The 24,108-nt window shown below is 60.5% G+C and carries 24 protein-coding genes; 15 read left to right on the top strand and 9 right to left on the bottom strand.

The annotated features are described in order from the left end of the window. Positions 1-12: 12 nt before the first annotated feature. Positions 13-846 carry a shikimate dehydrogenase gene (locus FHY55_RS01515; RefSeq protein ID WP_140012508.1) on the bottom strand — a complete coding sequence of 278 codons (834 nt, stop codon included), beginning with the start codon at positions 844-846 and terminating at the stop codon, positions 13-15. Further along, positions 843-1,442 (bottom strand): nucleoside triphosphate pyrophosphatase, encoded by a 600-nt coding sequence (locus FHY55_RS01510; RefSeq protein ID WP_140012507.1) that lies wholly within the window; start codon positions 1,440-1,442, stop codon positions 843-845. The genes FHY55_RS01515 and FHY55_RS01510 overlap by 4 nt, the downstream gene beginning before the upstream one ends. A gap of 387 nt (positions 1,443-1,829) precedes the next feature. Here FHY55_RS01510 and hemJ point away from each other — a divergent pair, with 387 nt between their 5' ends. The 7 genes from hemJ (at position 1,830) to FHY55_RS01475 (ending at position 9,181) form a co-directional block, all read left to right on the top strand. Next, on the top strand, positions 1,830-2,285 hold the full coding sequence (hemJ, locus tag FHY55_RS01505) for a protoporphyrinogen oxidase HemJ (protein ID WP_140012506.1): 456 nt from the start codon (positions 1,830-1,832) through the stop codon (positions 2,283-2,285). Between the two features lie 129 nt (positions 2,286-2,414). Further along, positions 2,415-3,686, top strand: coding sequence for a transcription termination factor Rho (gene rho / locus FHY55_RS01500; RefSeq protein ID WP_140012505.1), 1,272 nt, complete (start codon positions 2,415-2,417; stop codon positions 3,684-3,686). A gap of 27 nt (positions 3,687-3,713) precedes the next feature. Next, entirely contained in the window at positions 3,714-4,994 is a 1,281-nt protein-coding gene (gene mnmE, locus FHY55_RS01495; protein WP_140012504.1) for a tRNA uridine-5-carboxymethylaminomethyl(34) synthesis GTPase MnmE, read from the top strand. Between the two features lie 11 nt (positions 4,995-5,005). Further along, the gene (gene mnmG, locus FHY55_RS01490; RefSeq protein WP_140012503.1) at positions 5,006-6,871 is read left to right on the top strand and encodes a tRNA uridine-5-carboxymethylaminomethyl(34) synthesis enzyme MnmG; all 1,866 of its coding nucleotides are present in this window, start codon (positions 5,006-5,008) and stop codon (positions 6,869-6,871) included. Beyond that, positions 6,868-7,488 carry a 16S rRNA (guanine(527)-N(7))-methyltransferase RsmG gene (rsmG, locus tag FHY55_RS01485; protein ID WP_254695390.1) on the top strand — a complete coding sequence of 207 codons (621 nt, stop codon included), beginning with the start codon at positions 6,868-6,870 and terminating at the stop codon, positions 7,486-7,488. Before mnmG ends, rsmG begins: the two co-directional genes overlap by 4 nt. Beyond that, positions 7,481-8,281, top strand: a complete 801-nt coding sequence (locus FHY55_RS01480; RefSeq protein ID WP_140012502.1) for a ParA family protein — start codon at positions 7,481-7,483, stop codon at positions 8,279-8,281. Before rsmG ends, FHY55_RS01480 begins: the two co-directional genes overlap by 8 nt. Positions 8,282-8,296: 15 nt before the next feature. Continuing rightward, a complete protein-coding gene (locus FHY55_RS01475; protein ID WP_140012501.1) occupies positions 8,297-9,181 on the top strand; it encodes a ParB/RepB/Spo0J family partition protein in 885 nt (294 codons plus the stop codon). Here FHY55_RS01475 and FHY55_RS01470 read toward each other — a convergent pair. From FHY55_RS01470 to rph, 4 genes are read right to left on the bottom strand one after another with little or no spacing between them, the layout of a single operon-like run. Next, positions 9,156-9,509: a YbaN family protein gene (locus FHY55_RS01470; protein WP_140012500.1), complete on the bottom strand. Its 354-nt coding sequence runs from the start codon at positions 9,507-9,509 to the stop codon at positions 9,156-9,158. The two genes, FHY55_RS01475 and FHY55_RS01470, sit on opposite strands and share 26 nt — an antisense overlap. Continuing rightward, a complete protein-coding gene (hemW, locus tag FHY55_RS01465) occupies positions 9,510-10,685 on the bottom strand; it encodes a radical SAM family heme chaperone HemW (RefSeq protein WP_254695389.1) in 1,176 nt (391 codons plus the stop codon). Beyond that, a complete protein-coding gene (rdgB, locus tag FHY55_RS01460; protein WP_140012499.1) occupies positions 10,651-11,262 on the bottom strand; it encodes an RdgB/HAM1 family non-canonical purine NTP pyrophosphatase in 612 nt (203 codons plus the stop codon). Before rdgB ends, hemW begins: the two co-directional genes overlap by 35 nt. Before the next feature lie 3 nt (positions 11,263-11,265). Beyond that, positions 11,266-11,979 (bottom strand): ribonuclease PH, encoded by a 714-nt coding sequence (rph, locus tag FHY55_RS01455; protein ID WP_140012498.1) that lies wholly within the window; start codon positions 11,977-11,979, stop codon positions 11,266-11,268. A 98-nt stretch (positions 11,980-12,077) separates the two neighbouring features. On the opposite strand from rph, the gene hrcA reads away from it, so the two are divergent. Together hrcA and FHY55_RS01445 are read left to right on the top strand one after the other, a co-directional pair. Then, on the top strand, positions 12,078-13,145 hold the full coding sequence (gene hrcA, locus FHY55_RS01450; protein ID WP_140012497.1) for a heat-inducible transcriptional repressor HrcA: 1,068 nt from the start codon (positions 12,078-12,080) through the stop codon (positions 13,143-13,145). Positions 13,146-13,148: 3 nt separating this feature from the next. Beyond that, positions 13,149-13,700, top strand: coding sequence for a nucleotide exchange factor GrpE (locus FHY55_RS01445; protein WP_140012496.1), 552 nt, complete (start codon positions 13,149-13,151; stop codon positions 13,698-13,700). Between the two features lie 28 nt (positions 13,701-13,728). On the opposite strand, the gene mutS is transcribed toward FHY55_RS01445, so the two are convergent. Next, the gene (gene mutS / locus FHY55_RS01440) at positions 13,729-16,344 is read right to left on the bottom strand and encodes a DNA mismatch repair protein MutS (RefSeq protein WP_140015955.1); all 2,616 of its coding nucleotides are present in this window, start codon (positions 16,342-16,344) and stop codon (positions 13,729-13,731) included. A 139-nt stretch (positions 16,345-16,483) separates the two neighbouring features. Between mutS and FHY55_RS01435 the strand changes: the two genes are divergently transcribed. Together FHY55_RS01435 and FHY55_RS01430 are read left to right on the top strand one after the other, a co-directional pair. After that, positions 16,484-18,739, top strand: a complete 2,256-nt coding sequence (locus tag FHY55_RS01435; RefSeq protein ID WP_140012495.1) for an NADP-dependent malic enzyme — start codon at positions 16,484-16,486, stop codon at positions 18,737-18,739. 13 nt (positions 18,740-18,752) lie between these two features. Then, a complete protein-coding gene (locus FHY55_RS01430; protein ID WP_140012494.1) occupies positions 18,753-19,622 on the top strand; it encodes a ribokinase in 870 nt (289 codons plus the stop codon). 24 nt (positions 19,623-19,646) lie between these two features. On the opposite strand, the gene msrA is transcribed toward FHY55_RS01430, so the two are convergent. Then, the gene (gene msrA / locus FHY55_RS01425) at positions 19,647-20,312 is read right to left on the bottom strand and encodes a peptide-methionine (S)-S-oxide reductase MsrA (protein WP_140012493.1); all 666 of its coding nucleotides are present in this window, start codon (positions 20,310-20,312) and stop codon (positions 19,647-19,649) included. Positions 20,313-20,433: 121 nt separating this feature from the next. Here msrA and FHY55_RS01420 point away from each other — a divergent pair, with 121 nt between their 5' ends. From FHY55_RS01420 to FHY55_RS01405, 4 genes are all read left to right on the top strand, one after another. Further along, the gene (locus FHY55_RS01420; RefSeq protein WP_140012492.1) at positions 20,434-21,342 is read left to right on the top strand and encodes a D-amino acid aminotransferase; all 909 of its coding nucleotides are present in this window, start codon (positions 20,434-20,436) and stop codon (positions 21,340-21,342) included. Beyond that, entirely contained in the window at positions 21,339-21,605 is a 267-nt protein-coding gene (locus tag FHY55_RS01415) for a hypothetical protein (RefSeq protein ID WP_140012491.1), read from the top strand. The genes FHY55_RS01420 and FHY55_RS01415 overlap by 4 nt, the downstream gene beginning before the upstream one ends. A gap of 4 nt (positions 21,606-21,609) precedes the next feature. Then, positions 21,610-22,311 carry an HAD family hydrolase gene (locus FHY55_RS01410; protein ID WP_140012490.1) on the top strand — a complete coding sequence of 234 codons (702 nt, stop codon included), beginning with the start codon at positions 21,610-21,612 and terminating at the stop codon, positions 22,309-22,311. A 94-nt stretch (positions 22,312-22,405) separates the two neighbouring features. Then, positions 22,406-22,819, top strand: coding sequence for a hypothetical protein (locus FHY55_RS01405; protein WP_140012489.1), 414 nt, complete (start codon positions 22,406-22,408; stop codon positions 22,817-22,819). A gap of 57 nt (positions 22,820-22,876) precedes the next feature. On the opposite strand, the gene FHY55_RS01400 is transcribed toward FHY55_RS01405, so the two are convergent. Beyond that, positions 22,877-24,100: an argininosuccinate synthase gene (locus FHY55_RS01400; protein WP_140012488.1), complete on the bottom strand. Its 1,224-nt coding sequence runs from the start codon at positions 24,098-24,100 to the stop codon at positions 22,877-22,879. Positions 24,101-24,108: the final 8 nt, after the last annotated feature.

Below are 24,108 nucleotides of genomic sequence, written 5' to 3'. Positions count from 1 at the left end.
GGAACGCGCCGCTCACCAGCCAAGCACAGCCGAACGGGTTTGATCTGTCACGGGAGGCCGTTCGCCGAACCACCGCTCAAACCCGGGCGCACCTTGGTGGATAAGCATGCCGAGCCCATCAACCGTGGTGCAGCCCCGCGCGGCAGCTGTCTTCAAAAGCTCGGTGTCTAGCGGGGTGTAGACGATATCGGTCACAACCATATCGGGGGTCAGCGCATCGAGCGGCACCTTGAACTCCGATTTGCCGACCATCCCAAGCGAGGTCGTGTTCACGATAAGGGCCGCGCCTTCAATCATCGAGCCTGCAAGCACCCAGTCGAAAACGGTGATCTTGGGGCCAAACTCGGTGCGCAGGGCCTCAGCGCGGGGCCGTGAGCGATTGGCGAGGCGAATATCGGTGCAGCCCGCCTCAATGAGAGACGCCAAAACCGCGCGGCACGCCCCGCCAGCCCCAAAAATAGCCACCGGCCCATCCTTCGGATCCCAGTCCGGCGCTCCGGCCCTGAGGTTGGCGATGAAGCCGTAACCATCTGTATTATCTGCATAAATGCTGCCATCATCCCGAAAGATCAGAGTGTTGGCCGATCCTATCAGTGCTGCGCGATCACTCACCGCATCGGCCAGGTTCAGCGCTGCCACCTTATGCGGGATGGTGATGTTACAGCCCACAAAGCCCATCTTCGGCAGCACCCGCAGCACTTCTTCAAGGTTCTCGTGGCTGACATCCATAGGGATGTAATGACCACGCAAGCCAAGGGCCTCCAGCCAGTGCCGGTGCAATACAGGGGAGCGAGAATGGGCGATTGGCGAGCCGATCACCCCCGCCAGCGGTATCTTGTCCGTCATGTCGGGATCACACCTTTGATCGACAGGTAGTTCAATACCTCCAATAGCGGCAATCCGAGCACATTAAAATAGTCCCCCTCAACCCGCGCAAAGAGCCGCGCACCTTCTTCCTCCAGCTTGTAACCGCCGACGCACCACCGAATCTCATCCCAGTTGCGCGCAACATAGTCTTCAACATACCCCGCCGAGAGTTGCCGCATGTAGAGCCGGACAACACCCACATGCCGCCACACGGGCGCGCCATCCTCATAGATAACAGCGGCTGAAAGCAGCGTGTGCTTCTGTCCCGCCATCTCTGTAATCTGCGCCACTGCCTCTTCCGGGCTTCCGGGCTTGCTGAGGATACGCCCGGAAAACTCCAACACCTGATCGCAACCCAGCACCATCCGCTCCAGGCGTTTGCCGGCGATGCGTGCGGCTTTCATCTCGGCCAATGCATCCGCTATATCGCGCGCCTTCGCGCCCTCGGCTTCCAAGGCAGCACGCATGGCCACCTCATCAACCCTCGGCACCTCCACATCAAACGGCACTCCCGCGTTTCTTAGGAGCGTAGCGCGGATCTCGGAGCCGGAGGCCAAGAGCAGAGGGGCTGGCATGTGAATAACCTCGTGGATGACTCTGGGAGTTGCCTGTGCACCGGGTGTGGCCTCATTCTGAACAACCTTCAACCCGGGGGAAAACCACCCGCTTGTCCCCAACCACTCCGTTTTCCTCCCCATGAGGATAACGCTTCGTCCGATGTATGAAGAGTTTCTTTGTCCACCCGCGACTCAGCGAGTTATCCGAAGGCTTATCCACAGGGAATTTTTATAAAACGCTGAAATTAAACGGTTTTTGAGAACACTTGAGGAACCATCAAGTTCCAAATCCACTGTGCGCAGATCTGTGGAAAACCAAGTAATCCCCATATCCCCAGCCCCTACTACAAAAACAACCTTTCTTAAGATTCTATTTTATTATTGAAGGGAGACAGGAGGTGACCTGTGCTCTTCGATTTCCTTGCCTGGTTCTACCCATGGACCAAGACGCTGCATATTCTCGCTGTCATCTCTTGGATGGCTGGCCTGTTCTATCTGCCCCGTCTGTTCGTCCATCATGCAGAGAAAGGGGTCGAGAATCCTCACTCTGATGCGATGCTCCAGATGATGGAGCTGAAACTGCTTCGGCTCATCATGAACCCTGCCATGATCGCAACCTGGATCTTCGGGATCATGCTGGCCTCGACGCCCGGTATTGTCGACTGGGTTGCCATCTGGCCCTACACCAAACTGGCGGGCATCCTCGGCCTCACATGGTTTCATCACTGGCTGGGCAAACGGCGCAAAGACTTTGTTGCCGGCACCAACTCCGTTTCTGGTCGGACCTACCGGATGATGAACGAGGTGCCGACGCTGCTGTTGGTCGTCATCGTCGTTTCAATCGTGGTGCGCCCGTTCTGACCTTATCTTGACTCGCGGCCATCCCGCGCTTATCTCACCTGTCCAAGCGGCCGTTCGGCCGTGGATCTTCCCGCTATTCCATTCCGCGCCCCACAGCACTGCTGTGAGTTGCGCAGCCAAGGCCCGTTCATGACCCAACCCCAGCTTTCCCTTTACGATCTCAAGTCCAAAACCCCGGCAGACCTGCTGTCGATGGCCGAAGAACTGGAGATCGACAACGCATCGACCATGCGGAAGGGCGACATGATGTTCGCCATCCTCAAGGAGCGGGCCGAGGAAGGTTGGGACATTTCCGGTGATGGTGTGCTGGACGTGCTGCAAGACGGCTTCGGCTTCCTGCGTTCGCCCGAGGCCAACTATTTGCCCGGCCCCGATGACATCTACGTGTCCCCCGAGATGATCCGCCAACATGGCTTGCGCACCGGCGACACGGTTGAGGGCTTCATCAAGGCGCCCGGCGATAACGAAAACTACTTCTGCATGACGAAGGTCACGCAGATCAACTTCGAAGAGCCCGAGAAGGCGCGCCACAAGATCAACTTCGATAACCTGACACCGCTCTACCCCGATGAGCGGCTGAACATGGAAATCGACGATCCGACCATCAAAGATCGCTCCGCCCGCATCATAGATCTGGTCGCACCCATCGGCAAAGGCCAGCGCTCGCTGATCGTGGCACCGCCGCGGACCGGTAAGACTGTGCTTCTGCAAAACATCGCCCGCTCGATCGAGGTGAACCACCCCGAGTGTTACCTGATCGTCCTGCTGATCGATGAACGCCCCGAAGAGGTGACCGACATGCAGCGCTCGGTGAAAGGCGAGGTGATCTCTTCCACCTTCGACGAGCCCGCAACGCGCCACGTGGCCGTTTCCGAGATGGTGATCGAGAAGGCCAAGCGCCTTGTTGAGCACAAGCGTGACGTGGTCATTCTGCTCGACTCGATCACCCGTCTTGGCCGCGCCTTCAACACTGTTGTGCCGTCGTCCGGCAAGGTGCTCACCGGTGGTGTGGACGCCAACGCGCTGCAACGGCCAAAACGCTTCTTTGGTGCGGCCCGGAACATCGAAGAAGGCGGCTCGCTGACCATCATCGCGACTGCCCTGATCGACACTGGCTCGCGGATGGATGAGGTGATTTTCGAAGAGTTCAAAGGCACCGGCAACTCCGAGATCGTGCTGGACCGCAAGATCTCCGACAAGCGCGTGTTCCCGGCGATGGACATCCTCAAATCCGGCACCCGGAAGGAAGATCTGCTTGTCGATCCGAAAGACCTGCAAAAAACCTTCGTTCTGCGCCGTATCCTCAACCCGATGGGCACAACAGATGCCATCGAGTTCCTGAACGGCAAGCTCAAGCAAACCAAGAACAACGCCGAGTTCTTCGACTCCATGAACACCTGATCTTTCAGGTAAATCAAAGAGTTAACCATGGATACCATCGTCGCCCAAGCCACCGCGCCCGGCCGCGCGGGGGTCGCGGTGATCCGTATTTCCGGACCGGACGCCAAACCCGCATTGCAGCACCTTGCTGGCCGCGTGCCAGAGGCTCGGCGCGCCACGCTAATGCAGCTGCGCGGCTCCGCAGGGCTTCTCGATACCGCGCTCGTTCTGGTCTTCGAGGTTGGTGCGAGCTTCACTGGCGAAGATGTGGTTGAGCTGCAAACGCACGGCTCAGTCGCCGTCACCCGCGCTGTTCTTTCAGAGCTGACAACGCGGCCCGGCCTCCGCCTCGCTGAGCCTGGAGAATTCACCCGTCGTGCGCTCGAGAACGATCAACTCGATCTGGCGCAGGTCGAAGGCCTTGCTGATCTGATCGAGGCCGAAACAGAAGCCCAACGCCAGCTCGCGCAAGCAACCTTCACCGGTGCCCTCGGAGCGCGGGTTGAAGAATGGCGCTCTCTTCTCATCCGCGCAGCAGCCTTGCTTGAGGCAATGATCGACTTCGCCGATGAAGAAGTGCCGGAGGACACCACAACCGAGGTGCTGGGCCTGATCGACACGCTGGTTTCGCAGTTCGAAAGCGAAGCGCTTGGCGTAGATGCGGCAGAACGGATCCGGGAGGGTTTCGAGGTTGCCATTGTCGGCGCACCTAATGTCGGCAAATCCACCCTGCTAAACCGCCTTGCCGGGCGCGAAGCCGCCATTACCTCTGAGGTCGCCGGAACGACGCGCGATGTCATAGAGGTCCGCATGGATATCGGTGGCCTCGCTGTGACCCTGCTGGATACCGCTGGCCTCCGCGAAACCGAAGATCGGGTAGAAGCCATCGGTGTTGAACGGGCAAAAGCCCGCGCCGCCTCAGCAGACTTGCGGATCTTTCTTGGCCCTCCGATGGGCCTGTCCCCTTCCGCTCAAGATATCCTTGCACACCCGAAGTCTGACATGAGCCAACCATCCGGCGAAGCTCTTGGTCTGTCAGGCCTGACCGGCGACGGGATTGATGAGCTCTTGTCACGCGTCAAGGCAGTGCTTTCCGAACGCCTCCCAACGCAAACCACCGCTACGCACGAGCGCCACCGGGCGGCTCTGCAGTCCGCGAGCGATGCTTTGCGGGCCAGTCGAATCGAGGTAGAAGCGGGGCCAGAGAGGGCGGAAATCGCAGCCGAAGAGCTACGCACCGCCCTGCGCCGGATCGAAAGCCTCACTGGGCGTATCGGGGTTGAAGACCTGCTGGGCGAGATTTTCTCCAGCTTCTGTATCGGCAAGTAGGAGTGTTTCACGTGAAACATGACTTTGATGTCATTGTTGTTGGTGGTGGGCATGCAGGTGCTGACGCTGCCCATGCCGCCGCGCGCATGGGGGCAGCCACGGCCTTGGTAACTCTCCGGGCCAACGATCTGGGCGTGATGTCATGCAATCCGGCGATTGGCGGTTTGGGTAAAGGTCACCTCGTTCGCGAGATTGACGCCTTGGATGGCCTGATGGGTCGTGTTGCAGATGCCGCCGGAATCCAGTTTCGCCTCTTGAACCGCAAGAAGGGCCCCGCAGTCCAAGGGCCGAGAGCGCAAGCCGACCGCAAGCTCTATCGGCAAGCCATGGGAGCTGCGATCGCAGACACACCCGGCTTGCGCGTGATCGAAGCCGAAGTTTCCGGCCTTCTCCTAGAGGGCACGACCGTTAACGGCGTCCTGTTGGGGGATGGCTCCGAGCTGCATGCCAGCGCCGTGGTGCTCACCACCGGCACCTTCCTACGCGGCACCATCCACATTGGCGACAAATCCTACCCGGGGGGTCGGATGGGCGCAGAGCGTTCTCAGCTTCTCGCCGACCAACTCGCCAGCCTCTCTCTCCCACTGGGCCGTCTCAAAACCGGAACACCCCCGCGCCTTGATGGCCGAACGATCAATTGGGAAGGCCTTGAGGATCAGCCCGGCGACGAAAGCCCAACGCTCTTCTCCTTCCTGTCCGACGCCCCAAAGGCCCGGCAGGTTTCTTGCGGGATCACCTACACTAATCCTCAAACCCACCAAATCATTACCGAAAACCTGCACCGCAGCGCCATGTATGGCGGCCATATCGAGGGTGTTGGGCCGCGCTACTGCCCTTCGATTGAGGATAAGGTCACACGGTTTTCCACCAAGGACTCACACCAAATCTTCTTGGAGCCAGAAGGTTTAGACGACCCAACCATCTATCCAAACGGCATCTCCACCTCCCTGCCCGAAAACGTGCAAGAAGCCTACGTGCGCTCGATCGTCGGCCTCGAACAGGTGAAAATCCTGCAGCCGGGCTATGCGATTGAATATGATTACATTGACCCGCGCGCACTCACCTCCTCCTTGGAGCTACGCGCTCTGAGCAACCTGTTCCTCGCAGGCCAGATCAACGGCACCACCGGCTATGAAGAGGCAGCCGCGCAAGGCCTCGTCGCCGGGCTCAACGCTGCTCACCGCGCCCAAGAGAAGGATCCAATCACCTTCAGCCGGGCAGAATCCTACATCGGCGTCATGATTGACGACCTGACAACGCAAGGCGTTGCCGAGCCCTATCGGATGTTTACTTCTCGCGCCGAGTTTCGCCTGTCCCTTCGGGCGGATAACGCGGATCAACGCCTCACGCCCATTGGAATTGCGCTTGGATGCGTTGGAGAAGAACGAACCCGTGCCTTCAATACAAAGACCGAAGCGCTGATGGATGCCCAATCCACCCTATCTAGCCTCGAGTTCACATCCCGCGAACTCTCCAGCCTCGGCGTCCGTGTAAACTCTGACGGCCCGCGCAGGAATGGCTTGGAGGCTTTGGGTTTGCCAGATGCGAGCATGGCCAAGCTGCAAGAAAGCGCTTCGGAACTCAGCAACATTGCACCCAGCATCGCCACGCAGGTCGAGCGAGACGCGCTCTATCAAAATTACATCGCGCGCCAAGAGCAGGACGTGGCTGCGTTGGAACGGGATGAGAACCGCAAAATACCGGGTGATTTCAGCTACGATGCCCTTCAGGGCCTGTCCAATGAGCTAAAGGCGAAGCTCAATGCCGCCCGCCCCGCCTCGCTAGGTCAGGCCGCGCGGATTGGTGGTATGACACCCGCCGCGCTTGGGTTGATCCTTGCCCACTTGCGGCGCGCCGAAAAACGGAAAGTCTCTTGAACGATCGTGATGCCGTCCTGTCGCGCCTCGATGTTTCACGTGAAACATCGCAGCGGCTCGACACCTACGCCAATCTTCTAGTGAAGTGGAACAAGGCTATCAACCTAGTCGCACCCGCAACCCTACCGGATCTCTGGGCCCGCCATTTTATGGACTCCGCCCAAGTTCTCAAACACGCCGGGCACAGCGGGCTCTGGGTCGACATCGGCACCGGCGGCGGCTTTCCAGGGCTGGTTTGCGCAATTATCGCCCACGAAACATCACCAGACCTTACCTTTGAATTCATCGAATCTGATCAACGCAAGTGCACATTTCTCAGCACTGTCCTGCGAGAAACCGGCGTTTCGGCACAGATACACGCAAACCGCGCCGAGTCGCTCCCATCGCGCAGCGCTCAAGTCCTTTCCGCCCGCGCAATGGCCCCCTTAACCACCCTTCTCTCCTTCGCAGACCAGCACTTGGCTCCTGACGGAAAGGCGCTTTTCCTCAAGGGTGCGCAACATGAGACAGAGATCGCGAAGGCGCTTGAAAACTGGAACTTTGACGTTCAAAAACATCCCAGCGAAACCGATCCATCCGGCGCCCTTCTCACCATAGGAAACATCTCCCGTGTCTGACCTCAGCCGTCCCAAGGCACCTAAAATCATCGCCGTTGCCAATCAGAAGGGTGGCGTTGGAAAGACGACCACGGCAATCAACCTTGGCGCCGCGCTCGCGGCGGAAGGCAAGGCCGTGCTCATCGTCGACCTTGATCCGCAGGGGAATGCGTCCACCGGCCTAGGCGTTGAGCCAGCTGACAGAACGAAAACCACCTACGATCTGATTCTGGATGACGCACCACTGCGAGAAGTCATTCTGGCAACCGACGTCGAAAACCTCCTTCTCGCCCCCTCCACCACCGACCTCAGCTCTGCTGATATCGAACTGGTAGCCAACGAGCGGCGCAGCCACCTGCTGCACGATGCCCTTCGGCAGCCCGAGATAGACCGCTACTCGCTCGATTTCATCCTCATCGACTGCCCGCCTTCACTAAACCTTCTGACGGTAAACGCGATGATCGCGGCAGATTCCGTTCTCGTGCCCTTGCAGTCGGAATTCTATGCGCTTGAAGGCCTTTCTCAGCTTATGCTGACCCTTAGGGAAGTCCGCGAAACCGCCAACCCGAACCTCCGGATCGAGGGGGTTGTGCTGACGATGTTCGATTCTCGAAACAACCTCTCTCAACAGGTTGACGATGACGCCCGCGAAGCCCTCGGCGATCTCGTCTACCAAACCCGCATACCCAGAAATGTGCGAGTCAGCGAAGCGCCCAGCTTTGCTATGCCGGTGCTCGATTATGACCCAACGTCCAAGGGCAGCGTCGCCTACCGTGATCTCGCAAAAGAGCTGCTCGGGCGGCCTGCACAATAAAAAAGGAAGCGAGCAATGGCTGAAAAGAAGAGAGGTCTCGGTCGTGGACTGTCGGCCCTTATGGCGGATGTAGCACCCAAGGAAGACCAAACCGCGGCTCCCACCGGCACAGAGCGCCGCTTGCCGATTGAACAGGTCGAGCCCAACCCGGACCAGCCGCGTCGCGATTTCGAGATGGAGCCGCTACAGGAGCTGGCCAACTCCATCCAAGAGCGCGGCATCATCCAGCCTCTGATTGTCCGTAAAGACCCTGTAAAATCAGATATTTATCAGATCGTTGCGGGGGAGCGGCGCTGGCGTGCGGCACAGATGGCCAAATTGCACGAAGTGCCGGTCATCATCCGTGAGTTCACCGATGAAGAAGTCCTCGAAGTTGCGATCATCGAAAACGTTCAGCGCGAAGATCTCAACCCGATTGATGAAGCCCAGGGCTATCGGCAGCTGGTCGACAGGTTCGGCCACACGCAAGAGCACCTCGCCCACGCGCTTGGAAAAAGCCGCAGCCATGTCGCCAACCTGATGCGCCTTTTGCAACTTCCTGAAGATGTGCAGCTGTTGCTGCGCGACGGCCGCCTGTCATCCGGCCACGCCCGTGCGCTGATCACGGCAGATAATCCTTCCGAGCTGGCAAGGCAGGTTGTGCAAAAAGGGCTGTCCGTTCGCCAAACGGAGCAACTGGCCAAAAACGGCAAAAAACCCGCTTCCAAGGCCCCGAAACCCGAAAAAGACGCCGACACGCGCGCACTTGAAGCGGACCTGGCCGCCAATCTCGGCCTCAAGGTCGCAATCGAGCATGATGCTTCGGGCAAGGGCCGGCTTTCGATCGCCTACCGAGACCTCGACGATCTGGATGCCCTTTGCCGCGTTCTATCTGCTACGCCTCTGGACGTGTCCAGATAAACACCATCACCCCGCTGAGTGTGATGGCCTGTATCAGCAGGACATGCGCAGGCAGCTGAAGTACCAAAGACACTACAAAAACGAGCCCAACAGACGCGGTTGCAGCCAGTTTTGCCCGCCGATGTATGGCCCCGTTTCTTCGCCAATCCACGATCATCGGCCCAAAGGTTCGGTGTGCCAGCAGCCAATCGTGCAGTTTCTCGGACGATCTGGCAAAGCAGAAAGCCGCTAGAAGAACAAAGGGCACTGTGGGCAATAAGGGCAGCACAATTCCGATCACGCCGAGCATCAGGCTCACCGCGCCCGCCGCTGCCCAAAGCATCCGCATCTAAACCATCAACTCACGAATAACCGCATTCAGCACCATCCTACCGCGCTGCGTGGCTCGGATGTTGCCAGCTTCCAGCCAAATCAACCCATCCTCTGTAAGCTGGGCAATACGCTGATCATCAAGGGGCTCGCCGGCCATGGCAGCATAGCGCGACAGAGAAACGCCTTCATCAATCCGCAGCCCCATCATCAAATACTCTGACGCCTGCTCCGAGCCGGTCAGCGCTTCCCGCGCCTCTGCGCTGTCCTCCGCCTGCAGCTGTAACCACGCCAGCGGTGCGGATGTTGCGACTGTCGCATATTTCCGGCCCGCAAGCGTCAGCCGACCATGCGCTCCGGGGCCAATCCCGACGTAGTCCCCATAGCGCCAATACACCAGATTATGCCGCGAAAAGGAGCCATTTAGTGCATGGTTAGAGACTTCATAGGCCTCAAACCCTGCCGCCTTCGTCATTTCTTGGGTCAGCTCAAACATATCGGCGCCCAGGTCATCATCGGGCAACCCCCCGAGCCTCCCAATGGCGTAGCGGTCGCCAAAGGCTGTGCCGGGCTCAATCGTTAGCTGATAAAGCGAGAGGTGATCCGCGGCCATGTCCAGCGCTTCCGAAAGTTCTTCTCTCCACCCCTCAAGTTGCTGATGTTGCCGCGCATAGATCAAATCAAAGCTCACACGCCCAAAATGCGCCTTCGCAACGTCCAGCGCCGCCTTTGCCTGCGCGACATCATGCAAGCGCCCCAATGCCCGCAAGTCTCCATCTCGCAGCGACTGGATCCCAAGCGAAACCCGGTTCACCCCGGCTTCTGCATAGCCCGCAAAGCGCCGTGCCTCGACAGATGAAGGGTTGGCCTCAAGCGTGATCTCCAGATCGTTCGCGCGTGGCCAATAGCGCCCGATTTCTGCAAGTATCGCCGCAACGGTCTCTGGCTCCATAAGCGATGGTGTTCCGCCGCCGAAGTAGACAGAGTTGAGCACGCGCCCCTCTGTTTCGGCTCCAACGCGCGCAATTTCCCGAACGTAAGCCTCTCTCCAGGCGGAGTGGTCGATCTGGGCAGAAACATGGGAGTTGAAGTCGCAGTAGGGGCACTTGGCGGCGCAATACGGCCAATGAATGTAGAGCCCAAAGCCCCCGTTCTGCCAATCAGCGCGCAAAGCAGCCTGCAACGAGCTTTTCAAACGCTGCCGTCCTATGCGTAAGTGGAGCCTTTTGCTCTGGGGTCATTTCGCCAAAGGTTTGTCTCTGGCCGTCCGGCAAGAACATCGGATCAAAGCCAAACCCGTTCGTCCCGCGCATCGGCCAAACCAACCGGCCTTCCGCCGCACCCTCAAACACCTCGTCGTGCCCATCCGGCCAAGCGAGGCAGAGCGTGGCACGAAAGCGGGCAACCCGAGGCTCAGGGGCGGAGATACCCTCGCATTCTTCCCAAACACGGGTCATCGCCAGCGTAAAGTCTCGGCCATTCGGCGTTTCGGCCCAGTCAGCAGTATACACACCGGGCCGCCCACCCAGTGCATCAACCTCAATCCCGCTATCGTCGGCAAGCGCCGGCAGCCCGCTCTCTTTGGCGGCAAAATGCGCCTTGATCCGGGCATTGCCAACAAAGGTCGCCTCGGTTTCTTCGGGCTCAGCCAGCCCAAGCTCGCCCGCGCTGGTCACCTCCACGTCATAGGGCGCAAGAAGCGAGGAGATCTCCCGCAACTTCCCCGCGTTATGCGTGGCGATCACCAATTTATTGCCGTCAAACCTGCGCAAGGCTCAGCCCCCCACTGCGGCCTTCTGCGCCGTTACAAGCTCAGCCACTCCGGCTTCGGCAAGGTCCATCAGCGCATCCATCTCGGACCGGGCAAAGGTTGCACCCTCGGCGCTGGCCTGCACTTCGATCAACTTGCCGCCACCCGTCATCACAAAATTTCCATCGGTCCCGGCTTCGCTGTCTTCCGCATAGTCGAGGTCCACCACTGGTTGCCCGGCGTAAATGCCGCAGCTCACTGCTGCCACGTGGTCCAGCATCGGGTCAATTGTAACGAGCCCGGCCTTCATCAGTTTCTGCACAGCCAGCTTGAGTGCCACCCAACCGCCGGTGATAGAGGCGCAGCGCGTGCCGCCGTCAGCCTGAATCACGTCACAGTCGATCTGGATCTGCCGCTCGCCCAGCGCCTGAAAATCAACGCCTGCGCGCAGGGATCGACCGATAAGTCTTTGAATTTCCTGCGTTCTTCCGCTCTGGCCGTTCTTGGCCTCTCGCCGCATCCGGCTGTGGGTCGCGCGCGGCAGCATCCCGTATTCCGCCGTCAACCAGCCTTTGCCGCTGTTCTTCAAGAAAGGGGGCACACGCTCCTCAACGGTTGCGGTGCAAATAACTTGGGTCTCACCGCATTTGATCAGGCAAGAGCCTTCCGCATAGCGGGTGATGTCAGTTTCAATCGAGATCGGGCGCATGTCGCTCAGAGCGCGGCCGGAAGGGCGCATTTCAAGTCCTCCTCTTGGGTCGTCCCCGTCTTGGCCTTCCCGGCTCGTGGACGCAAGCAAGATTGACCTTCTCCGCCTAGCATCCCTATCTAAACCCCATGAACGATGCGGCGAAACTTCTGGAAGAAATGAACGACCGCTCCCGCGAGGTGTTCCGCCGGGTGGTCGAGAGCTATTTGGCAACCGGTGAGCCGGTCGGCTCCCGTACGCTCACGCGCGTGCTTGAAGAAAAGGTCTCTGCGGCCACCATCCGAAACGTGATGCAGGATCTGGAATATCTTGGGCTGCTGAACAGCCCCCACGTCTCTGCCGGCCGTATACCCACCCAACAGGGCCTTCGCATGTTCGTCGATGGCCTGCTCGAAGTGCGCGACCTTGGCGTCGACGACCGCGAGAAGATCGACGCGACGCTCGGCAGCAACTCCACCGATGTCACCTCACTCCTCTCCCGTGTCGGCTCCGCCCTTTCAGGCACCACCCAGGTTGCCAGCCTTGTTCTTGCGCCAAAGCATGAAGCCGAGATCAAGCACATCGAGTTTGTCCAACTGGGCCCCGACAGGGCGCTTGTGGTGCTGGTGTTCTCCGATGGCCACGTTGAAAACCGCGTGTTCACCCCGCCCCCGGGGCAAACACCCTCGTCCATGCGCGAGGCTGCCAATTTCCTGAACTCCTTTGCCGAGGGCCATTCCCTTTCCGAGATGCGCGGCCTCATCGAGCATGAAATTGGTGCGCGGCGGCAGGAGATTGATGCGCTCGCCGCTGATCTTGTGGCCGAGGGCACAGCCATTTGGGAGGCTCAGGGCGAGCCGCACGAACGGCTCGTTGTCCGGGGCCGCGCCAACCTTCTCGCTGAGTCGGAGCCTGAAGAGCTGGATCGAATCCGCACCCTCTTCGATGACCTCGAAAGGAAGCGCGACATCGCCGAATTTCTCGAACTGACCGATGAGGGCGAGGGTGTGCGCATTTTTATCGGTTCCGAGAACAAGCTTTTTTCACTTTCCGGTTCATCTTTGGTCGTTTCTCCATATATGAATGCCGACCGGAAGATCATCGGCGCCGTAGGGGTCATCGGGCCCACGCGGCTCAACTACGGCCGGATCGTTCCAATCGTGGATTACACCGCGCAGCTTGTCGGAAAGCTGATCGCGGATCGAGGCAAAGGGTAGAACATGGCAGATTCCAAGCAGGAACCGGAAGAGTTGATCGACATCGACGCGCTCGCCGAGGGTGGCGAAGAGGCGGTTGAGATGGACGAAGTCGAAATTCTCCGCGCCGAACGTGATGAAATGCGCGACCGCTTCATGCGCGCGCTGGCCGATGCCGAAAACGCCCGCAAGCGTGGCGAGCGTGACCGGAAAGAAGCCGAGCAGTATGGCGGCTCCAAGTTGGCCCGCGATATGCTGCCGGTCTACGACAACCTCAAGCGGGCCCTTGAGGCCGCCGGTGGGTCTGACGGCAAGGGAGAGGGCATGTCTGCCCTGATTGAAGGCGTCGAGCTTACAATGCGCGAGCTGCTCAACATCTTCGAGAAGCACGGCATCACCCGGATTTCGCCCGCCGTGGGCGACAAGTTCGACCCGCAGCATCACCAAGCCATGTTCGAGGCGCCGCTGCCCGAAACCAAGCAGGGCGACATCATCCAAGTCGCGGGTGAGGGCTTCATGCTTTACGATAGGCTGCTGCGGCCCGCGCAAGTGGGCGTCAGCTCCAACCCCGGCTAACCACTGTAGGGCGGGTTCTGTCCCGCCCTTACTCTGCCAGCCGCTTCAATTCGTAAATAACGTCAAGCGCCTCCTTGGGCGTTAGCTCGTCAGGCAATACGCCGGCGAGCTTTTGCTTGAGCTCATCGCTCTCAACTTTTGGCGGCGGCGACGCTTGTTTCGGCATTGCGGCAAAGAGCGGCAAATCGTCAATCAGCCGTGCCTTGTCGCCCCCTTCACGCTCGCCCTTCTCCAGCTGCTCCAAAACCATCCGCGCGCGCGTCACCACGGCCTCGGGCAGACCGGCCAGCTTGGCGACCTGCACGCCATAGCTCGCTTCCGCCGCGCCCATCCGCACCTCATGGAGAAAGATCACATCTCCCTCCCATTCCTTAACGGCGACTGTCGCGTTCTCGGCCCCTTTGAGTTTGGCACTCAGCGCCGTCATCTCATGGTAGTGGGTGGCAAACAGCGCACGCGCTTCGTTGACGTCATGAAGGTGTTCCATCACTGCCCAGGCAATCGACAGCCCGTCATAAGTGGCCGTGCCGCGCCCGATCTCATCGAGGATAACAAGGCTCCGGTCGTCCGCCTGATTCAAAATCGCGGCAGTTTCCACCATCTCCACCATGAAGGTCGACCGCCCCCGGGCAAGGTCATCTGCCGCACCAACGCGGGAAAACAGGCTCGAAACGATCCCGATATGCGCGCGCCGTGCCGGCACAAAGCTGCCCGCCTGTGCCAACAGCGCAATCAGCGCGTTCTGTCGCAAAAAGGTCGACTTACCTGCCATGTTCGGCCCGGTGAGCAACCAGATATGCGCTCCCTCGGCACCATCCGACAGCCCGCAATCATTGGCTACAAACGCCTGCCCGCCCTCGCGCCTCAACGCCGCCTCGACAACCGGATGCCGACCGCCCTCCACGTCGAAGGCCCGGCCATCATCCACCGCCGGCCGCACCCAGCCCTCACCGCTGGCAAGGTCAGCCAGCGCGCAGCAAAGATCCAGCTCAGATAGCGCCCGTGCGGCCGCGCCAACAGCAGCGGATGCGTCCAACACGGCCTCTTTCAAGGCGGAATAGAGACGTTTTTCAATTTCCAGAACACGACCCGCCGCATTCAAAATCCGTGTCTCCAACTCGCTCAGCTCAACCGTGGTAAAGCGAATGGCATTGGCCGTGGTCTGCCGATGAATGAAAACCTCCGAGAGGGGTGGCTTCAACATCTTGTCGGCATGGGTCGCCGTGGTTTCGATGAAATAGCCCAGCACATTGTTGTGCTTCACCTTCAGCGCGGCAATGCCCGTCTGCTCCACAAACTCGGCCTGCATCCGTGCAATCACCCCACGCCCTTCGTCACGCAGCGTGCGCACCTCGTCCAACTCGGCATCGTATCCGGAGGCGATAAACCCGCCATCCCGCGCCAAGAGCGGAGGTTCGGCTACAAGCGCAGCGTCCAGCAGGTCGGTCAGTTCATCATGCCCCCGCAGCGCCTGCGCGGCTTCCGCAATAAGGTCTGGCACTTCTCCATCCAGCGAACCCGCGAGGATCTCGGCCTGGGTCAGCCCGTTGCGAATGGCCGCCAAGTCCCGGGGTCCGCCCCGGTCGAGTGCCAGCCGCGAGAGTGCGCGGTCCATATCCGGCACCCGCCGCAGCGCATCCCGCAGCCGTGCCCGCAGCCCGGCATCCAGTGCCCATTCCACGGTGTCGAGCCTGCGATGCACCTCGGAGAGCTTCCGTGATGGCGAGGATACGCGCCGCTCAAGTAGCCGCCCGCCGCCCGCCGTCAGCGTCCGATCAATCGCTGCAATCAGGCTGCCGTCCCGGCCTCCGCTCAGGCTGCGGGTCAGCTCAAGGTTTCTGCGGGTCGCAGCGTCAATCTGCATCACCCCGCCCATGTCCTCGGCCACCGGCGGGCGCAGAAGCGGCAGTTGGCCTTTCTGGGTCAACTCCAAATAGGCCACGATCGCACCCATCGCTGAAAGCTCGGCACGCCCGAAGCTTCCAAACGCATCCAGCGTCTTTACCCCAAGCGCCTCGCACAGCCGGGCCCTGCCGCTTTCACTGTCAAAGCTCTCAGCGGATGCATAGGTGGCCGCAGCGCCCAAATCAGAGACTATTTCAGCCTGAAACGCCTCTGCGCGCTCGCTTACAAGCACCTCTCGCGGTGTCAGCCGCGCCAGCTGAGGCCCCAGCATCTCGCGCCCGCAAGGCACAACGCGGAAGGCCCCGGTGGAGATATCCACCCACGCCAGCGCGCCCTCGCCCCTCACATCGGCATAGGCCGCCAGAAAGTTGTGGCGGCGTGGCTCAAGCAGGCTTTCCTCGGTCAGCGTGCCCGGCGTCACCAGCCGCACCACCTCGCGCCGCACCACGGATTTGTAGCCGCGCTTCTTTGCCTCTTCCGGGCTTTCCATCTGCTCACAAACGGCCACCCGAAAGCCTTTGCGAATGAGGGTCAGCAGGTAGCTCTCTGCCGCATGCACTGGCACCCCGCACATCGGAATGTCTTCGCCGCCATGCTTTCCCCGTTTGGTCAGGGCAATATCCAGCGCCGCCGCGGCCGCCACCGCGTCGTCGAAGAACATCTCATAGAAGTCGCCCATCCGGTAAAACAGCAGCGCACCCGGTTGATCTGCCTTGATCTCCAGGTATTGCGCCATCATCGGTGTGACTGTCGCAGAACTCACTCTTGCCCCCGTCCGCTGATCTGGCGGACCATAGCCCCCGCGCCCGGAAGGCAAAACCCCCGGTAGACGCCCGTGCGCAAGCGGGTTACGCAACGGACGCCAGAGGAGAAGAAACATGGCCAAATCACGGATCACGCCCGAAGAAGCGTTGAACTTTCACCTTGAGCCGCGCCCCGGCAAGCTCGAGATCAACGCCACCGTGGCGATGACAACCCAGCGCGACCTTTCGCTGGCCTATTCGCCCGGCGTGGCCGTTCCGGTTGAGGCCATCGCCGAAAACCCGGCAGCGGCTTATGATTACACCTCCAAGGGCAACCTCGTCGCAGTCATCTCCAACGGCACAGCCATCCTCGGCCTCGGCAACCTCGGCGCGTTGGCGTCCAAGCCGGTGATGGAGGGCAAGGCCGTGCTCTTCAAGCGCTTCGCCGACATCGACTCGATCGACCTTGAGCTCGACACCGAGGATGCGCAGGAGTTCATCAACGCCGTCAAGCTGATGGGCCCCTCCTTCGGCGGCATCAACCTTGAAGATATCAAGGCCCCCGAGTGCTTCATCATCGAGCAGCAGCTCAAGGAGTTGATGGACATTCCGGTGTTCCACGACGACCAGCACGGCACCGCCGTGATCTGCGCCGCCGGCCTCATCAATGCGCTGCACATCTCCGGCAAGAAAATCGAAGATGTCCGCATCGTCCTCAATGGCGCTGGCGCAGCGGGCATCGCTTGCCTAGAGCTGCTCAAATCCATGGGGGCAAAGCACGAAAACTGCATCATGTGCGATACCAAGGGCGTCATCTACCAAGGCCGCACAGAGGGCATGAACCAGTGGAAATCGGCTCATGCCGTCAAAACCGACCTGCGCGATCTGAAAGACGCGATGGAAGGGGCAGATGTGTTTCTTGGCGTGTCGGCCAAGGGCGCGGTAACGCAAGAGATGGTCATGAGCATGGCCGACAAGCCGGTCATCTTCGCCATGGCCAACCCCGACCCGGAGATCACCCCGGAAGAGGCCCACGAGGTGCGACCCGATGCCATCGTCGCCACCGGGCGCTCGGATTACCCCAACCAGGTAAACAACGTCCTCGGCTTCCCCTACCTTTTCCGCGGCGCGCTCGATATCAACGCACGTGCGATCAATGACGAAATGAAGATTGCCTGCGCCGAGGCCCTCGCCGAGCTGGCCCGCGCCGATGTGCCCGACGAAGTGGCCATGGCCTATGGTCGAAAGCTCGCCTTTGGCCGGGATTACATCATCCCCACACCGTTTGACCCCCGCCTGATCCACATCGTCCCCCCAGCTGTCGCGCGCGCTGGCATGGACACCGGCGTTGCCCGCCGCCCCATCGTCGATATGGAGGGCTACGAGGCGCACCTTAAGGCCCGGATGGACCCAACAGCCTCCATCCTTCGCTCCATCCACGCCCGCGCCCGCAATGCACAGGCCCGGATGATCTTTGCCGAGGGCGATGATGTTCGCGTGCTGCGGGCGGCGGTCGCCTATCAGCGGCAGGGTTGCGGCAAGGCCTTGGTTGTTGGGCGCGCCGAAGATGTGAAGGAGCGGCTCGAAGGGGCGGGGCTTGGCGATGCCGTGCGCGAACTGGAGGTGGTGAATGCTGCCAACACCACGCAGCTCGATGCCTACAAAGAGTTTCTCTACACTCGCCTGCAACGCAAAGGCATCGACAAGCAGGATGTCCACCGCCTCGCCGCCCGCGATCGCCACGTCTTCGGCGCCCTCATGCTGGCCCATGGCCACGGCGACGGTTTGGTCACAGGAGCCACGCGCAAATCTGCCCACGCGTTGCAGCTTGTCGGCAACGTCTTTGACGTCACACAAGAGGCCGGGGCTGTTGCTGTCACCGCTCTTTTGCATCGCGGCCGGATCGTGCTGATCGGCGATACGCTGGTGCATGAATGGCCCGATGAGGAAGATCTCGCCACCATTGCCGAGCGCGGTGCTGCCGTCGCCCGCTCGCTCGGCCTTGAGCCACGCGTCGCCTTCCTCTCGTTTTCAACGTTCGGCTACCCTGTTTCTGAACGAGCAGAAAAGATGCACCTGGCACCACAGGTGCTCGATGCGCGCGGAGCCGATTTCGAGTATGATGGCGAGATGACGGTCGATGTGGCGATGAACCCCGATCAGATGGCCAATTATCCCTTTTGCCGCTTGAGTGGCCCGGCCAACGTCCTCGTGGTGCCTGCACGCCACTCCGCCTCGATCTCGACCAAGCTGATGCAAGAAATGGCCGGAGCCACGGTGATCGGCCCAATTCTCACCGGCATCGACAAGTCCATTCAGATCTGCTCGACAACCTCCACCGCGAGCGACATTCTCAACATGGCTGTGCTTGCCGCAGCCAAGATCGGATAGCCAGGAAAGCGCTGTGACCGTTTACAACTTCGGCTCGATTAACCGCGACCTCATCCACGAGGTGCCCCACATGCCCGCACCGGGAGAAACCCTGGCCGCCACCCGCTACTCCGTCGGGCTTGGGGGCAAGGGGGCCAATCAATCCGTCGCCTGCGCCCGCGCGGGCGCAAAAACGGTGCATATCGGCGCGGTCGGGCAAGACGACGGTTGGTCTTTGGCCCAGCTTGAAGGCTACGGGGTTGATGTATCTCGTATCCGCAAGGTCGAAGCGGAAACCGGCCACGCGGTGATCTATGTCGATCCTACGGGAGAAAACTCCATCGTCATCCAGCGCGGGGCCAACGCCGAGCAATCGCTGGACGCGGTGGAAGCCGCGCTGGAGGAAGCCCAATCGGGGGACATCCTGCTGCTGCAAAACGAGACCCCGCTGATCGAGGATGTCGCAAAATCCGGCCGGAACAGAGACCTCTTCGTCATCTTTTCCGCCGCGCCCTTCGAGCCAGATGCCGTTAGCGCAATGCTTCCCTACATCGACTTGCTCGTGATGAACCGGGTCGAATGTGAAGAACTCGAGCGCCGCAACCAGATGCCGCTCGCAGAAATCCCGGTGCCCCACGTTCTCGTAACACTCGGGGCCGATGGGGCGATCTGGCGCGACCAGAGCGATGGCAGCGTTACCCATGTCCCGGCCCGTAAGGTGGAGCCGGTTGATACAACAGGCGCCGGAGATTGCTTTATCGGCACGGTCGCCGCTGCGCTGTCTGAGGGGATGAAGCGTAAGGAAGCGCTAGAGTTGGCCACCGCCGCCGCCGGTCTGCAAGTCACCCGTCCCGGCGCGGCGCCGGCCATGCCAACCCGCGCCGAGGTAGATGCAACTCTATAGCGTGGCTGCTGGGCGAAGCCGCTTTCAGCCGCCCGCAAAAGGCGCAGCCGAGCCCCACAACTGCCGCACTCGCGCGTCGCGCCCGCAACTTTCTCGATAGAGCTTGTAGGCCTTCGCTTTGGATCGCGGCCCAAACCGCGTGAGAATGATATCACCCTTCTTGTAATAGTCCTGGTGATAGTCTTCCGCCTCGTAAAACCGACTGGCGGGCAAGACGGGCGTCACCACCTCTTTGCCCAGCGCCGCCGCCGCATCGGCAATTGCTGCTTCCGCCGAAGCTCTTTCGCCGGAATCAGAGACAAAAATTGCGGTCCGATAGGTTTCCCCCCTGTCACAAAATTGGCCGCCCGCATCGGTCGGGTCAACGCTCCGCATGAAGGCGTGCAGGATCATATCATATGTGATCACATCCGGATCATAGCTCACCTTCACCGCCTCGTAGTGCCCGGTGCCACCGCTCACCACCTGCTTGTAGGTCGGGTTGGCCACGGTGCCGCCGGCAAAGCCCGAAACCACTTCCTTAACGCCCTTCAGCTTCTCAAAGTCCGCTTCCACACACCAAAAGCAGCCGCCCGCCAAAATCGCCGTTTCAGTCCCGGCCGCCTTGGCGGGTGCGCAATTCAACGTCACCCCAATGGCAATCGCCATCGCCAGCAACATCGGCCGTCCGCGCCTCAATTTCATCAACATGGGTCACCCTCCTGTTTCGCAGAGCCTCGCCGCGAACCCATGCCACCGTCCAATCACCGGGGCGTGACCTCACACCGTATTTATCCTTGGAAACATCCTGCCGCCTCCGTAGCCTTCCTTCATGAATGAACATGTCACCACACATACCGCCGAAGATGACCCGCGAAACGCCGACATCCTGATTTGGCTCAACGGGGCGCTGAAGCCGCGGGCTGAGGCGCTTGTCAGCGTCTACGACAGCGGCTTCATGCTCGGCGATGGCGTGTGGGAAGGGTTGCGGCTTTATGATGGCCGTTGGACCTTCATGGATGAGCACCTCAACCGGCTCTTCGAGGCCGCCAAGGCGATTGATCTCGATATCGGGATGACCGCAGATCAACTCGTTTCGGCAATAACAGAGACACAATCTGCCAATGGCATGACCACAGACGCCCATGCGCGCCTCATGGTTACACGCGGCCTCAAAACCCGCCCGTTCCAGCACCCGTCCCTATCCGTCACCGGCCCTACCGTGGCGATCATCATGGAGCATTCCAAACCCTCCATCCCCCGCCCGATCCGCCTTGCCACCGTGCCACACCTGCGCGGCCTGCCGATGACTCAGGATCCAAAGCTGAACTCGCACAGCAAACTCAACTGCATCCTCGCCTGCATCGCCGCCGAAAAGGCCGGAGCCGATGAAGCGCTAATGCTCGACGTGCATGGCTTCGTGAACACAACCAACGCCTGCAACTTCTTCATTGTCCGCAAGGGCGAGGTTTGGACCTCAACCGGCGACTACTGCATGAACGGCATCACCCGCCAAAAGGTGATCGACCTCTGCCACGCCAATGGCATTCCCTGCCGCGAGAAAAACTATTCTCTTGTGGAGGCCTATTCGGCCGATGAGGCCTTCCTCACCGGCACCTTTGGCGCGCAAACACCCGTGGGCGAAATAGACGGTCGCCAGATCGGCACTGGAGAGATGGGCCCGCTCACCGCCCGCATCCGCGCGCTCTACAAAGCACTCGTCACGGAGCCCCCCGCGTGAAACGCCTCCTCCCCGCGCTTCTCCTCTCGGCCTGCATGACGCAGCCGCAACCATCCCCAACGGGTGAAATCACGTGGGAAGAGGCGCGCGCGCTCTTCAAGGCTTGCATGGTGGAGTACGCCTATCAGGACCATCAGCGGAACGTGGAGCTCACCCTGTTCGACGGCAGCACTGTCACAACCGTGGAGCCGGGCCTTGATGATATTTTCCGCACCGACGAGCTGGCCCCCGGCTGCCCCGAAATCGCGCTGATTACAGAGTGACGCCATGAAAATCGCCATGTGGTCGGGCCCGCGAAACCTGTCGACCGCGATGATGTATGCCTTCGCCGCCCGAGGCGATTGCGCGGCCTGGGATGAGCCCTTCTATGCGGCCTATCTCGCCGCCACCGGCATCGACCACCCCATGAAGGCTGCGATCATCGCTGAAAACGTCACTAACCCAGCGGAAATAGCAGCAAGATGCGCTGGGCCCAATCCCGGGGGTAAGGCCCACTTCTACCAAAAGCACATGGCCCTTCACATGGTTGATGGCATGCCGCTGGATTGGGCCGAAGGCTGTGTGAACGTTCATCTCATCCGCCACCCGGCCCGTGTGGTGGCAAGCTATGCCGCAAAGCGAGAGCACCCAACACTGGCCGACATTGGCTATACCCAACACGCCGAACTTTTCGCGCGCTTTCCCGGCCCGGTCATTGATGCAACCGATATTCGCGCCAACCCTGAGGCGATGCTACAAAAGCTCTGCGCCGAGATCGGCCTCGCCTTCACGCCATCCATGCTTTCTTGGCCAGCCGGGCCCAAGCCTTTCGACGGAACATGGGCACCCCATTGGTATGGCGCCATTCACCGCTCCGCCGGTTTCGCTGGTGCCGAGGGGCCGCTGCCTGAGCTGGGTGGCAACGAGGCCGCGCTCGCGCGATCCGCAATGCCGTTCTACGCAGATATGGCTGCTCGAAAACTTTTTTGAAACTCTTCGCACCGCCGCCCCGTGTCTCTCTGTAAGGCGGGCGCATAACGTGCCTGTCCCTTCACAATCGAAACCCCATTCGAAAGGGAGAGACATGAAGAAATTTATCCTCACCACCGCAATCGCGCTGACCTCCACCGCGGCCTTCGCCGCCAGCCATTCCATGGCACCCATGGTTGAAGCTGCTGACCAAAGCGTCGAAAACGGCGTTGTTTCGGCTGAAAAGGTCGTCGCCGGCGAGAACGGCTGGCTCGTGGTGCACCGCACCGACGCCGATATGAAGCCCGGCCCCGTGGTTGGCCACGCGCCCCTGCGCATGGGCGAAAACATGGACGTCGCGGCCATCCTCACCGAGGAAGTGGCCCCCGGCGACATGCTGATGCTGATGGTTCACTCCGAGGCGGGTGGCATGAAAACCGGTATCTTCGAATACACCCTGGGCGCCAAGGAAGACGGCCCGATCAAGCCCGAGGGTAACCTGGTGATGACGACCATCACCGCGCAGTAAGCGTAACCCGTTTCGAGCAGTCGGGCGGCACTCTCTCCGGGTGCCGCCCGTTTGCGTTTAGCCGACCCGCTTGTTCCGCGTGGCAATCAGCTTGAGGCGCAGCGCGTTGAGGTGGATGAACCCCTGCGCGTCCTTCTGATCGTAGGCGCCCGCGTCCTCTTCAAAGGTCACATGCGCCTCGGAATAGAGCGTATGTTCCGATTTCCGCGCCACGCATTTGGCCGAACCCTTGTAGAGCTTCAGCGTCACCGTGCCGGTCACATGCTCTTGGCTGTGGTCAATGGCGGCCTGCAGCATCTCGCGCTCCGGGCTAAACCAGAAGCCGTTATAGATCAGCTCCGCATAACGCGGCATCAGCTCATCCTTCAGGTGCATTGCCCCCCGGTCGAGCGTGATGCTTTCGATCCCGCGGTGCGCCTCAAGCAACAGCGTGCCCCCCGGCGTTTCGTAGATCCCGCGCGATTTCATGCCAACAAAACGGCCTTCCACAAGGTCGAGCCGCCCGCAGCCGTGTTTGCCGCCCAGTTCGTTCAGCTTGGTCAGCACGGTCGCCGGGCTCATCGCCTCGCCGTTGATGCTGACGGCATCGCCCTTTTCAAAGCCGATCTCCACAAACTCCGGCTTGTCTGGCGCATCCTCGGGGTGAACCGTCCGCTGATACACGTAATCCGGGGCCATTTCGGCCGGGTCTTCCAGCACCTTGCCCTCCGAGGAGGTGTGCAGAAGGTTCGCATCCACCGAGAACGGCGCTTCGCCGCGCTTGTCCTTGGCAATCGGAATCTGGTGTTGCTCGGCAAATTCGATCAGCTTGGTCCGGCTGCTCAAGTCCCACTCCCGCCACGGGGCGATGACCTTGATTTCCGGGTTCAGCGCATAGGCGCTCAATTCAAACCGTACTTGGTCATTGCCCTTGCCGGTCGCGCCGTGAGCCACGGCATCGGCCCCGGTTTCAGCGGCGATTTCAACCAGCCGCTTGGAAATGAGCGGGCGCGCAATCGAGGTGCCCAGCAGGTAGACCCCTTCGTAAACCGCATTGGCGCGGAACATCGGGAAGACGAAATCGCGCACAAATTCTTCGCGGACATCCTCGATAAAGATGTTCTCCGGCTTGATCCCCAGCAGCTCTGCCTTCTTGCGCGCCGGGTCCAGCTCCTCACCTTGGCCAAGGTCGGCGGTGAAGGTCACCACTTCGCAGCCATATTCCACCTGAAGCCATTTGAGGATGATCGAGGTATCAAGCCCGCCGCTATAGGCGAGAACAACTTTCTTGGGGGCGGTCATGTGCCGGG

It is taken from the genome of Oceanicola sp. D3 (assembly GCF_006351965.1).
Lineage (GTDB): Bacteria > Pseudomonadota > Alphaproteobacteria > Rhodobacterales > Rhodobacteraceae > Vannielia.
This window is presented reverse-complemented; position numbering and strand designations above follow the sequence as displayed.